Raw genomic sequence first — 11576 nt, forward strand, 5'->3', positions numbered from 1 at the left:
TGAAAGTGATCTTTGATATAGAAGAGAGCGCTTAAGCGCAACTACATACCTTTGGAGAATTCCTGACGGGACAACTACACCGCCCGTACTTTCGGCGTATTTGCGACTCTATCCCAAACAGCCCGACGGCCATCATAATAAATAGATAACGTTAACAAATCTTAAAAAAATGGCTAGAGACTTGCGAGGCTTCCTCAAACTGCTAGAAGACAGAGGACAACTGCGCCGGATCAGCGCTTTAGTCGATTCCGACTTAGAAATTGCCGAAATTTCCAATCAAATGCTAGTCAAAGGCGGCCCCGGATTGCTGTTTGAGAACGTCAAAGGGGCAGAATTCCCCGTCGCCATTAACCTGTTGGGCACGGAAGAACGGGTTTGCTGGGCGATGAACATGGAAAAGCCGATCGAACTTGAAGAACTCGGCAAAAAATTAGGTATGCTACAACAGCCCAAACCGCCGAAAAAGATTTCCCAAGCTATAGAATTCGGGAAAGTTTTGTTCGACGTAGTGAAAGCCAAACCGGGCCGCGACTTCTTCCCAGCTTGCCAGCAAGTGGTATTTGAGGGAGAAGGCGTCGATTTGAACAAAATCCCGATGATTCGCCCCTATCCGGGAGATGCGGGCAAAATTATCACCCTCGGTTTGGTAATTACCAAGGATTGCGAAACCGGTACGCCGAATGTGGGCGTTTACCGATTGCAGTTGCAGTCAAAAAACACGATGACTGTACACTGGCTATCTGTGCGGGGAGGCGCGCGGCACTTGCGGAAAGCTGCACAAGCTGGTAAAAAGTTGGAAGTTGCGATCGCCCTGGGAGTTGACCCGCTAATCATTCTCGCCGCCGCCACACCGATTCCCGTAGATTTGTCGGAATGGTTGTTTGCCGGACTTTACGGCGGTTCCGGGGTAAGTTTAGCGAAGTGCAAAACCATAGATTTAGAAGTACCGGCGGACTCGGAAATCGTGTTAGAAGGAACGATTACCCCCGGTGAAGTATTACCCGACGGGCCTTTTGGCGATCACATGGGTTATTACGGCGGTGTCGAAGATTCGCCGCTGGTTCGCTTCAACTGCATGACGCACCGCAAAGATCCGATTTATTTAACCACATTTAGCGGGCGGCCGCCGAAAGAAGAGGCTATGATGGCGATCGCCCTAAATCGCATTTATACTCCTATATTGCGGCAGCAAGTATCGGAAATAGTCGATTTCTTCCTACCGATGGAAGCGCTGAGTTATAAAGCCGCAATTATCTCCATTGATAAAGCATATCCGGGTCAAGCCAGAAGGGCTGCTTTAGCATTTTGGAGTGCATTGCCACAATTTACTTACACCAAGTTTGTGATTGTTGTCGATAAAAGTATCAACATTCGCGACCCGCGTCAAGTAGTCTGGGCAATTAGTTCTAAAGTCGATCCGGTTAGAGATGTATTTATCTTGCCGAATACGCCGTTTGACACGTTAGATTTTGCCAGTGAAAAGCTTGGTTTGGGAGGCAGAATGGGGATTGATGCGACTACGAAAATGCCGCCGGAAACCGAGCACGAATGGGGAGAACCTTTGGAATCGGATCCGGATGTAGCGGCGATGGTTCAGCGGCGTTGGGCGGAGTACGGATTGGCCGATTTGAATTTGGGAGAAGTCGATCCGAATTTGTTTGGCTATGAGATGAAGTAGGGACTTAGGCAATGCCCATTAGTGTCAATTTAAGGTTGAACCTTGAGTATCTCTTGTTTGTATCAAAGTCTAGATCCCCCCTAGCCCCCCTTAATAAGGGGGGAACAAGAAAAATTCTCAAAGTCCCCCTTCTTAAGGGGGATTTAGGGGGATCTAGACTTAGTGTAAAAACGAGATTTGTCAAGGCTTTTAGGCTTAAATTGACACTAATAGGCATTTCCTTGTTGTCAATACCAAAGAAGAAGAGAGGAGGAAAGAATGACCCAAAATTTGGAACTTGAGCGCACAATTGCTGCTTGGTCATCTCTTGCTAAAACGGTTTTTGTCTCTTGCACGGAAGAAGAATACGAGCAGTTAGTCGAACTACTAGATCGTCTGATCGAGCGAGTGGGCGAGGATGAAAACCATCCCTTTACTTCGATGATAGACGTTATTAGTGTCTTAATCCAAAATTATGAAGCTGAACATATTCCTGAGTTAGATGAGGTTCCGTAACCTACTATTTCACATTGCGGGTTAGTAATCGAGAAACGGATTGAAGATTACCAGATTAGGTTAATATTAGGGAAGCGATCTTTTTACGTGATGCTATGTACGCCGTCAAAATTCAAAAAGTTGGAGAGTCTTTCGTAATAACTCTGCCAGAAGAAGTCTTGCAACAACTCAATGTCGGTGAAGGAGATAGTCTTTTCCTGACAGAAACTCCTGATGGAATTCAACTCACTACCTGCAATCCTGAATTTGATAAAGCAATGAAAGCTTATAGGAAAATCAGCGAAAAGTATAAAAATGCGCTGCGGGAACTTGCTAAATGAGCGAACCATTTTGGATGGTAGAAGAAATAGCAACAATTAGCGGGTTTTCATCAAGACTGGCAGGGTCGATCGCACTTTTGGCAATTCGTGCCGGGATTGAGGATTTTGGGGATTTTGAGAATTTGCGGAATTAAGTGCGATCGAGACTTATGCGCTGCGGCAGAGAAACCGGGTTTTTACCGAGTCTTCTCGCTGTCACGAAGTCTTATCGAAAAAACCCGGTTTCTGACTCCGGGTAGCGTCCCATTGACTTGTACAGCCCTGCCAGACTGTTCAAACTACTTGCCGTATCGGGATGGTCAGCTCCGAGCTGCTGGTAGATCGAGATCGCTCGCACTAACAAAGGTTCCGCCTCCGAGTAGCGTCTCATTGCACGGTATAGCTCTGCCAGATTGTGTAAACTCTGAGCAGCATGGGGATGGTCGGTTCCTAGCTGCTGCTCCCAGATGGCGAGCGATCGCACTAACAAGGGTTCCGCCTCCGCGTAGCGACCCATTGCATAATACAGACTTGCTAGATTGTTCAAACTCATAGCCGTGTGGGGATGCTCGGCTCCGAGCTGCTGCTCTATGATGGCGAGCGATCGCACCAATAAGGATTCCGCCTCTGAGTAGCGTCTCATTGCACGGTATAGCTCTGCCAGGTTGTTCAAACTCGTTGCCGTATCGGGATGGTCTGCTCCTCGCTGCTGCTCCCTGATGGCGAGCGATCGCACAAATAAGGGTTCTGCCTCCGCGTAGCGACCCATTGCATAATACAGCGCTGCCAGATTGTTCAAACTCATAGCCGTCTGGGGATGGTCAGCTCCGAGTTGTTGCTCCCAGATCGAGAGCGATCGCACTAACAAGGGTTCAGCCTCCGGGCAGCGTCCCATTACACGGTATAGGTCTGCCAGGTTGTTCAAACTCGTTGCCGTACCGGGATGGTCGGCTCCGCAACGTTGCTCTGTCATCTGGAGGCAAGCTTTGAACCACTTCTCTGCCTCTACCCAAAAACTCTGTCCCTGAGCAACCCACCCTAAGCTCGTGAAAGACCACACAGCATCACTATCTTTCAGTAAATGCGACCATTGCTCCGCCAACACTTCCAAATGTGGCAACACCTCCTTCACCCGTTCCTGCACCTCCAGCCTCACCGGATACGAAATCGTCTTTGCCACCGCTGTCAGCACTACCGCAAAACTTCTCCGCAAAATCTCAGCATCGCCGCGTCCCTGCAATTTCGCCGCAAAAAACTCCCGAATCAAAGCATGAAGTTGATAGCGTGGCTGCACCAGCCCAGATTGAGCCGGATCTGAAGTTTCATCCTCCACCAGCGACAGCAAACTCTGTTCCAGCAGTTCGTAATCTCGACAATCCTCCAATTCCTCGTCATCCCAATCCGGCAAACAGTCGGCTACCAACTCCCAAGGAATCGGAGCCAGAGCAAACACGCTCAGCAGACACCCCAGCGTCCGTGCGGGAGGTTTCAACTCCGCCCAACTCAACTCAAAGGCTGCCGCCACTCCGCGCCTAGCTGTCATCCCAGCTTCCGCCTCCTGCAATGCCCGCGCCTCCAATCGCTGACCCTGCAACCGTTGCAGCATTTCTGCTAAGGACAGCGCCCGCTTGCGCCGCAGATAGCGCCCCACCAGTTCGATGCCCAAAGGCAAATAATCCAACCACTGACAAAGCGCTTCAGCATCTTCAAGCTGGGCATCAATCCGTCCGAGTCCGTTTCCCGGCAAATCCCCAGCCGTCAGCCACAGCAAGTTTAGCGCCGCTTCTGGTTTCAACACCTTTAACGGCAAACACCCCACAGGCGGCGGCACAAATTGTCGCGCTGTCAGCAACACCTTAAAGCGGGGATTTCGAGGCAGCAACGGCTGCACCGCGCGGTAATCAATGACATCATCCAATACCAGCAGAGCATTCCCAGAGGTTTTTTTTGCCCACTCTTCGTAGCAAAACTGCAACCGTTCCTCCAGATTGTCGAGAGTATCCGGTGGCTGAATTCCCATTCGCAGTGCTTTTTGCAACACCTGCGGCGCTAAATCGATTTCCCGCACAAACAGCCACCAAATCCCCGCTGGATAAGTGTTAGATTCGCGGTGAAATGTTGCATATTGCCATGCCAATTCTGTCTTGCCGATGCCGCCCATTCCCGACGCAGCGGCAATGGCAACGCGGCTCCCATCCTGCAACAATCCGTGCAATTGCTGCATCTCTTCATCCCGCCCGACAAAGTTTTTTGAACCGAGTTCGGAGGGAATATCGTATAGTTGGTAAAAACTTGTGAAACCTGGATTCGGTGTTTTTCGCTCCAGGTCTAGGACTTTTTTGCTAATACTTTAGCCCATTCCCGAAACGTTGGAAAATGCTGCTGTAAAAAATTCTCTGTATCCAATTCTGCCTCGTAGGAAATTCCTACAAACGGCGGAATGCTTGAGATTACGCCTTTAAGTTTCGCGGCTGCTGTCGGTCCCGGTTCGTTCAGCTTGTCCCGAATCTGCTGCAAAATCTGAAGCACTTCATCGGAATACTGTCGCTGCACTTCAATTTGCCCAACTTCTTCGACAATCTCGGCAACAATAATCTCAGCTTCCGGTTCGGGAATTTCCACTGTTTTCGTTTGCCTAGCCAGAACCTGCCAATACTCCTCTTCCTGTTCCTGAATTTCCTTGCGTAGCTCTCGAATTTGCTGTTTAATTCGGATCTTTTCTTCTTGCGGTGCTAAATTTAGAGCCTTCTGCTTGCCGCCTAATTGCTCTTGCAGCAATTCCAAACTTTCTTGTATATCAGACAGACGATTAATTGGCATCGATCTAACTCCGGCAGACTGAACAACTCCTGACTCTAGTCTACAACCGGAAAATTCAAATATCCGCATTAATGCGATCGAGATTTACGCACTCCGACAAAGAAACCGGGTTTTTACCGAGTCTTGGCGCTGTCACGAAGTCTTATCGAAAAAACCCGGTTTCTGGGCCAGGGTCGAATCTTAACCCGCGAAGGCGGGTTTTGTTTGTGTAGACGCGGTTTCAACCGCCGTGTCTTTCTGACAAATCAGTCTATTGTTCCACAATCTCAACCAAATTGTCGCAAATTCAAACGCACGAGCCATCTTGTGCAAAGCTGTATAATCTACAATTACCATACCCAGAGAATTCCCAGGTAAAAAGTCAGTATTTGAGATTACTGAACTTAGATGCACACAGCCATTCACTTATCAATAAGTTCCCAAAGCCGCGTATCGTAAGTCACATCTGAATTAAGAAAAACAGGCTTTAACTTGTATTTGTATTCTTTTTTAAGCCTGTCTTGGAGTTTCTCACTCGGAAGAAAAGCAAACAAATTGCTGTAATTTTTAGGACGCTGAGCAAGCTTAAATTGATCTCCCCACAGAATTTTCACTTTCGGATCGAGCCGACGGCTCAAAGGAAGGAGTTCACCGAGCACAGTATCAGTAATCAACAATGGAGAATTAGCTTGATTTACGATGCGTGCTATAGGAATAGTGAATTTGCCTTGATCCAGACCTTTATTCCACCAAATTTCTGCTTGAGAACTCAGGGTGCAAGAGAGGACTCCAGCCGAAAACACTCCTATTGCAGCCAACTGCCAAAACTTATGCCGCCAGGTATTAACAGTAGAAGAAGTAATTTTCGCGGTCAGCAAATAAGCCACAGCCAACTGCAAACCCAGATAAGTAGGCATTAGATATCGAGCGTAGCCTGAGAGCCGCCGCCCACCTAAAATTAAATCTCCCATCATCAGAGGTACGGATGTAAAAATAATCAAAGTCAAGATGAAAGCGTAAATCGGTTGGGAACTGTGGCGGCAGAGAAAATAAATCGAATATGCTACTAAAAGTAATAAAAATACAATCACAGGAATCACAGGCAGCATCTTTTTGAATGAGCTCATCGCATCAATATTTATATCAAAAAAAATCCTGCTACTATTCCCAACCCACCTTGCTATTAAAGATGTCAACGGTATTTTAGGTTCTGGTTGCAGTAGGCTTGAATTAGCGTGCAGAGGTCGGCAATAAATGATGGTTAAATACCAGATTAAACCTGCGATTAGCGTGACTGCAAAGGCGATAGCATAAGAAAAAATGGTTTTACTCAAGCGCACTTTTTCAATTATAAGTAGATAGATTCCATGTGCTATCAAAACCAGGAAACCATAAAGATGAGTGTAAACACTTACTACTGTAATTGCTGTATAAATTCCCCATTGCAGGTTAGTTTTAAGTCGCATAGCCCGCAGCAAAACTGCACTAGATAGCAAAGTTAATACAGTCAACAAAGAATAGGGTCGTGCTTCCTGAGCGTACAGCACGTGGATGGGCGAAACCGATATCAATGCCATTGCTACCCATCCCACCATCGGAGACTCAAACAATTCCAGGCATAGCCAATAAGCGCAAGGAAATAGTAGTAAACTGATCGCAGCAGGCAAGCTTCTCATAGCTGTAACGCTAGTTCCAAACAATTTAGCCCAAAATCGCGCAATCAGAAAATAGAGTGGTGGCAATTGACCTTCTTCTGCTGCTAAACCCTTAATAGTATCGATTTCGTTATTTTTATTATTAATGCTCTGATATTTCAGTAAATCTTGGCTAGTGACTGGTGGCCCATTGAATACTTGCTCCTGAACAGATTTCGCTGAGTAGCCAGACACTCGCAAGGAAGTGTAAGTTTCATCAAACCAGTAGAATTTGCGATCGATATTGACAGATCTAAAAAATATGCCCATCACCAACAGCACAAAAAGTAAAAACCGCAGCCCAGTTACAGGTAGTCGCCAATTATTACGATTCATTAAGTCTCTCCTCGAACAGGACTTAGGCACACCCCCTAGATATAGGGTGAAATAAGGGGCAATCCGCTGTCGTTGACTTACACCTGGCTATGGTGCGTAAGTGCTACTGGAAGCTATTCGCGCATTATTGCATTATCCTAGTCTGCAATAAAAAATCATGCAACCTCTATTGACTGGAGATGCTATGCCAATTGCAAAAAATATTTACATAAGTCAGGAAGCTAGTCGCCCAAAAGCTGAATGAGATAGAGAAAAATTAAAAATTAAAGAGTTAACCGAAAAAGTTTTGGTTAAAAAGAGGGAAAATGTGTTTATTCTGAATAAAACAATATCAATATAGTTGAAGGATCGGAGATTGAACAGTTATAGTCTTTCTCAGATAAGTGAGGTACGTTGTTGGGCTTGGGCTCTCTTATATTTATAAGATAGTAAGCCAGGTCGCATCAAAAACTCCATTTACAGTCATACCTCATCTCTTTGATAAATGCTATATCTTCAGCAAATTATATAACTTGCAACGGAATTAATTCCACGTTGCCAGCTAAAAATCAGTTTACTGTTCTAATATCTCAACCAAATCCTCGATCGCAATATCAAACGCACGAGCCAATTTGTTCAGAGCCGTATAATCTACAGTTGCCAACTTGGGAGAATGGGCATAACTTCTAACCGTACTGTAAGGAATGCCCGATCGCTCAGAAACTTCTTTCAACGTCCAACCCTTCTCTTGGGCTAGTTCTCGAACCCGCAATCGAATTAGACCCATCTTGCACTTGACAAATCAGTTTACCGTTCCAAAACCTCAACCAAGTCTTCCACCATCACATCGAAGACTTCAGCAAGTTTCTGCAAAGCTGTGTAGTTCACCGTTGCCATTTTGGGAGCTTGGGCGTATTTTTTAACCGTGCTTTAGGGAATTCCCGTTCTGTCAGAAACTTCTTTCAGCGTCCAACCCTTCTCCTGGGCGAATTCTCGAACTCGCAACCGAATTAACCCCATTTTTTCCGCTGACAAATCAGTTTAATATTCCAAAATCTCAACTAAATCCTCGATCGGAATCTCAAACGCACGGATCAATCTGTCCAATGCTGTGTAGTCTACAGTTGCCATGCCTGGAGAACTCGCATAGGTGGCGATTGTAGTGTAAGGAATACCCGTTCTGTTGGAGACTTCCCTGAGAGTCCAACCCCTTTCTTGAGCAAGTTCTCGAACTCGCAGTCTAATTCGTCCCATTCGGCCCTTGACAATTACGAGTTGTCGTAATTCAATAGAGATACAGTTAATAGCGATCGCCCCGTGACCTGAGAAATCTAGAGCGATCGCCTTTCATTCACCACCCACCAAAGTGGGCAGAACACATCTATGATACCAAAACAATCGACATATCGCGATCGACTTCAACCTTGGTGCATAATTCGCCACCTCCCCAAGTGTCAGCGGTTAACAGTCGCCCGTTTCGCCCGCCGCCCCGATGCGGAATCTTACCTAAACGCACTGCGCCGCTTAATGCCCGCCGTCCCACATACAATTGTGTTCGTGAATGCGCTGTCGGCAAATGAAACCAGCGTGCCAATTCCGATGCAATTGTCGTCGATCCAACGTTAGGGCGATCGAACTGATATTTTGCATTTGTTGCGAGATTATGGCAGGGGTTTAAACCCCTGCCTCATAGCGAAAGTCCACGCTTTGTGGACTGAAGAAAGGATTGAAACAAAGATTAATTGATCGCCTTTTTCAGTCGTCTTTAGACGACTTTAGCTATGAGACGGGGGTTTAAACCATCGACGGACTGTTGGAATAAGTGCAAAATGTGCGATCGATTAATCTTTTACAGCATTCGCGCCCCAAAAAAGCTTGCTAAACTATAAATAGACTTAAGTCAAGGAGTCAAATCAATGCCATCTCCCTTTCCCGGTATGGATCCGTATTTAGAGCATCCAGAACTCTGGCCTGCCCTACACCACTTATTAATTAGTGAAATTTTTAGATTTTTGTCTCCCCAACTACGTCCTAAGTATTTAGTTTCCTTGGAAGTGAGAATCTATGAAACCGCTGACGATAATTTATCAATTGGTATTCCTGACGTAAACGTAATTCAACCACAAACTGCCACTGAATTAATAACGTCAAACGTAGCCGTTGCAGAGCCACCAACACAACCCTTAACAGTAAATATTCCCATGCCCTACGAGGTTCGGGAAGGCTATTTAGAAATTAGAGAAAGGGGAAACGAAGAATTAATTACAGTGATTGAAATCCTCTCTCCTAGCAATAAGCGCACAGGCAAAGGACGACAAATGTATGAGGAAAAGCGAGAAGAAATTTTGGGCAGCCGCACTCATTTGATTGAAATAGATTTATTGCGGCGCGGTCGAAAAATGCCAGTTATTGGCAATAATTTTGAAAGTCACTATAGCGTTTTGGTGTGTCGGGGAAATCGCCGCCCCAGAGCAGATTTGTACGCTTTTAACGTCCACAACCCGATGCCAGCTTTTCCTTTGCCACTGCGATCGGGTGATATCGAACCTATAATCAATTTGCAGGAATTATTCACTCAAATTTACGACATCGCAAGTTACGACCTCAAGATTGATTATCGTAACTGGGAAGTCATACCAGCGCTGTCAGAGGCGGATACAATTTGGGCAGATGCTTGGTTGCGCGATCGAGGATTGCGGTAAACACCTGTTCGATCGTTCGGACTTCAGTCCTCTTTTTAGGTATGAATTAAGATAGGACTAAAGTCCTTACTACAAACTCGATCGAATAGCTAAACATCTTGGCTTTGCATCAACCGCTGCTTCAAACGCGCCGGATCTCCCCGATCGACAACCTGGCCCTTTTCCAACAAAAAAGCCCCATCACAATAATTCAACTCATCCAAACGGTGAGTCACCCACAAAGCCGTAATCCCACGATTTTTCACCAACCGCTGCACCGCCGCCACCAAATCCAACTGAGAATCAGGATCTAACAAAGCCGTAGGTTCATCCAACAGCAAAATTTCGCAATGACGGGCGATCGCCCCAGCCAAAGCAATCCGCTGCTTCTGGCCCCCACTCAAAGCATAAATCGGCCGCCGTTGTAAATCCAGCAAATTCACCGCCTCCAAAGCCTCAGCCACTCTCTGGCGCACCTGAAGATTAGAAAGCCTTTCCTCAACCAAACCAAAAGCCACATCCGCACCCACCGTCGGCATTACCAACTGGTGATCTGGGTTTTGGAATACAAAACCCACGCGCCCGCCCAGATCGATTTCACCCGATTGGGGGTGCAGCAGCCCAGCCATCAGCCTCAGCAGCGTAGATTTGCCGCTACCGTTAGTACCCAAAAGCATCCAAAACTCACCCTTGGGTACATCCAGAGAGCAACCTTGCAAAACTCGATCGCCCGACGGCCAGCAAAAACCCAAATCCCGCACCGCAACCGCTGACTGGCCCATATCGGCGCCCACACCCCCAGCCCTCATTCTGCCAAAGTCATCGAAACGAAACCCGGTGCCCTACCTGTAGAAGCACTTCCCGATTTCTGAGAAATCACCACCCCAGAAATCTCGCTGCTGAGAACAGCTACCTTTTTCTCAGTATTTTTCTCACAAGTAAGTTCCAAAATTTGCGGTTGGGAGTTACGCATTGCCTCTAAAACCTGCTGGTAAACAGCCTCAGCGTCCTCCACCGATTTCCGCTGCACCGACAAGGAGACGGGCGTGTTCTTCACAATCATGTCAATGCTGAACATATAGTCTTAAAAACCTAAGTTTGGAACTCTACCATCAGTATATATATAGGACAGGACTTAGGACAGGACTTACGCATCAAGACTCAAAAAACCCGGTTTTTTACTTTTCCGACGGGCTGTAACAAAGTATTGTGGTAAAAAACATCGCTTTCTGTAAGGGCGCCGCCCCCCTGCCGGCAAGGATTTCGGGTTTATTCGAGAACTTAGAGGACTTCCGGAACCAGTCAATCTCCCGAACTTCTTGAAGAAATGCTTGCCATTGTAAAGAATTACCCCTATAATCTTAAATACGGTAAAGAAAAGTAAACTCTGTTCATAATTCAACCCATTTTCTGTTAAGCAGATCAACATTTGGGCAATAATGACTAGAGACAAATCCGTCGTAATTATATCTATTTGGAGATTAGCGTAATGACAATCGCAGTCGGACGCGCCGAGAACGAAAGAGGCATCTTTGATGTACTCGACGACTGGCTCAAGCGCGATCGCTTCGTCTTCGTAGGCTGGTCTGGCATCCTGCTATTCCCCTGCGCTTAC

Annotated in this window: 13 protein-coding genes and 1 pseudogene; 7 read left to right on the top strand and 7 right to left on the bottom strand. The window is 46.6% G+C overall.

What is annotated here, in order from left to right:
* Positions 1-169 precede the first annotated feature (169 nt).
* From QZ918_RS20140 to QZ918_RS20155, 4 genes are all read left to right on the top strand, one after another.
* Entirely contained in the window at positions 170-1678 is a 1509-nt protein-coding gene (locus tag QZ918_RS20140; protein WP_293337921.1) for a UbiD family decarboxylase, read from the top strand.
* Positions 1679-1936: 258 nt separating this feature from the next.
* Complete coding sequence (locus QZ918_RS20145) at positions 1937-2173, top strand: hypothetical protein (RefSeq protein ID WP_293337922.1); 237 nt, start codon at positions 1937-1939, stop codon at positions 2171-2173.
* A 95-nt stretch (positions 2174-2268) separates the two neighbouring features.
* Complete coding sequence (locus QZ918_RS20150) at positions 2269-2493, top strand: AbrB/MazE/SpoVT family DNA-binding domain-containing protein (protein ID WP_293337923.1); 225 nt, start codon at positions 2269-2271, stop codon at positions 2491-2493.
* The gene (locus QZ918_RS20155) at positions 2490-2627 is read left to right on the top strand and encodes a hypothetical protein (protein WP_293337924.1); all 138 of its coding nucleotides are present in this window, start codon (positions 2490-2492) and stop codon (positions 2625-2627) included. The genes QZ918_RS20150 and QZ918_RS20155 overlap by 4 nt, the downstream gene beginning before the upstream one ends.
* Before the next feature lie 71 nt (positions 2628-2698).
* Here QZ918_RS20155 and QZ918_RS20160 read toward each other — a convergent pair whose 3' ends face one another.
* The 5 genes from QZ918_RS20160 to QZ918_RS20185 all read right to left on the bottom strand — a co-directional run bounded on the left by QZ918_RS20160 (position 2699) and on the right by QZ918_RS20185 (position 8534).
* Positions 2699-4696, bottom strand: a complete 1998-nt coding sequence (locus tag QZ918_RS20160; protein WP_293337925.1) for a tetratricopeptide repeat protein — start codon at positions 4694-4696, stop codon at positions 2699-2701.
* Between the two features lie 104 nt (positions 4697-4800).
* Positions 4801-5292 carry a hypothetical protein gene (locus tag QZ918_RS20165; protein WP_293337926.1) on the bottom strand — a complete coding sequence of 164 codons (492 nt, stop codon included), beginning with the start codon at positions 5290-5292 and terminating at the stop codon, positions 4801-4803.
* 401 nt (positions 5293-5693) lie between these two features.
* Positions 5694-7301 (bottom strand): glycosyltransferase family 39 protein, encoded by a 1608-nt coding sequence (locus tag QZ918_RS20170; protein WP_293337927.1) that lies wholly within the window; start codon positions 7299-7301, stop codon positions 5694-5696.
* A gap of 553 nt (positions 7302-7854) precedes the next feature.
* Positions 7855-8067 (bottom strand): helix-turn-helix domain-containing protein, encoded by a 213-nt coding sequence (locus QZ918_RS20175; protein ID WP_293152410.1) that lies wholly within the window; start codon positions 8065-8067, stop codon positions 7855-7857.
* Between the two features lie 254 nt (positions 8068-8321).
* Complete coding sequence (locus tag QZ918_RS20185; RefSeq protein ID WP_293152415.1) at positions 8322-8534, bottom strand: helix-turn-helix domain-containing protein; 213 nt, start codon at positions 8532-8534, stop codon at positions 8322-8324.
* 129 nt (positions 8535-8663) lie between these two features.
* On the opposite strand from QZ918_RS20185, the gene QZ918_RS20190 reads away from it, so the two are divergent.
* Together QZ918_RS20190 and QZ918_RS20195 are read left to right on the top strand one after the other, a co-directional pair.
* Positions 8664-8906 (top strand): hypothetical protein, encoded by a 243-nt coding sequence (locus QZ918_RS20190; RefSeq protein ID WP_293337928.1) that lies wholly within the window; start codon positions 8664-8666, stop codon positions 8904-8906.
* A gap of 290 nt (positions 8907-9196) precedes the next feature.
* Complete coding sequence (locus QZ918_RS20195; protein WP_293337929.1) at positions 9197-9982, top strand: DUF4058 family protein; 786 nt, start codon at positions 9197-9199, stop codon at positions 9980-9982.
* A gap of 89 nt (positions 9983-10071) precedes the next feature.
* Here QZ918_RS20195 and QZ918_RS20200 read toward each other — a convergent pair whose 3' ends face one another.
* A complete protein-coding gene (locus QZ918_RS20200) occupies positions 10072-10770 on the bottom strand; it encodes an energy-coupling factor ABC transporter ATP-binding protein (protein WP_293157252.1) in 699 nt (232 codons plus the stop codon).
* The gene (locus QZ918_RS20205) at positions 10767-11039 is read right to left on the bottom strand and encodes a UPF0367 protein family (RefSeq protein WP_293157255.1); all 273 of its coding nucleotides are present in this window, start codon (positions 11037-11039) and stop codon (positions 10767-10769) included. Before QZ918_RS20205 ends, QZ918_RS20200 begins: the two co-directional genes overlap by 4 nt.
* Before the next feature lie 411 nt (positions 11040-11450).
* Between QZ918_RS20205 and QZ918_RS20210 the strand changes: the two are divergent.
* Positions 11451-11576: pseudogene (locus tag QZ918_RS20210) on the top strand (photosystem II D2 protein (photosystem q(a) protein)); the annotation flags it as partial.

The organism is Microcoleus sp. CAWBG58, assembly GCF_020883045.1.
Classification (GTDB): Bacteria; Cyanobacteriota; Cyanobacteriia; order Cyanobacteriales; family Microcoleaceae; genus Microcoleus.

Excerpts from the sequence above, each read along its gene's own strand:
- QZ918_RS20155 (WP_293337924.1), top strand. The coding sequence starts at position 2,490 with ATGAGCGAACCATTTTGGATGGTAGAAGAAATAGCAACAATTAGCGGG.
- QZ918_RS20185 (WP_293152415.1), bottom strand. The coding sequence starts at position 8,534 with ATGGGACGAATTAGACTGCGAGTTCGAGAACTTGCTCAAGAAAGGGGT.
- QZ918_RS20145 (WP_293337922.1), top strand. The coding sequence starts at position 1,937 with ATGACCCAAAATTTGGAACTTGAGCGCACAATTGCTGCTTGGTCATCT.
- QZ918_RS20165 (WP_293337926.1), bottom strand. The coding sequence starts at position 5,292 with ATGCCAATTAATCGTCTGTCTGATATACAAGAAAGTTTGGAATTGCTG.
- QZ918_RS20150 (WP_293337923.1), top strand. The coding sequence starts at position 2,269 with ATGTACGCCGTCAAAATTCAAAAAGTTGGAGAGTCTTTCGTAATAACT.
- QZ918_RS20195 (WP_293337929.1), top strand. The coding sequence starts at position 9,197 with ATGCCATCTCCCTTTCCCGGTATGGATCCGTATTTAGAGCATCCAGAA.
- QZ918_RS20205 (WP_293157255.1), bottom strand. The coding sequence starts at position 11,039 with ATGTTCAGCATTGACATGATTGTGAAGAACACGCCCGTCTCCTTGTCG.
- QZ918_RS20190 (WP_293337928.1), top strand. The coding sequence starts at position 8,664 with ATGATACCAAAACAATCGACATATCGCGATCGACTTCAACCTTGGTGC.
- QZ918_RS20200 (WP_293157252.1), bottom strand. The coding sequence starts at position 10,770 with ATGAGGGCTGGGGGTGTGGGCGCCGATATGGGCCAGTCAGCGGTTGCG.
- QZ918_RS20175 (WP_293152410.1), bottom strand. The coding sequence starts at position 8,067 with ATGGGTCTAATTCGATTGCGGGTTCGAGAACTAGCCCAAGAGAAGGGT.
- QZ918_RS20170 (WP_293337927.1), bottom strand. The coding sequence starts at position 7,301 with ATGAATCGTAATAATTGGCGACTACCTGTAACTGGGCTGCGGTTTTTA.
- QZ918_RS20140 (WP_293337921.1), top strand. The coding sequence starts at position 170 with ATGGCTAGAGACTTGCGAGGCTTCCTCAAACTGCTAGAAGACAGAGGA.
- QZ918_RS20160 (WP_293337925.1), bottom strand. The coding sequence starts at position 4,696 with ATGCAGCAATTGCACGGATTGTTGCAGGATGGGAGCCGCGTTGCCATT.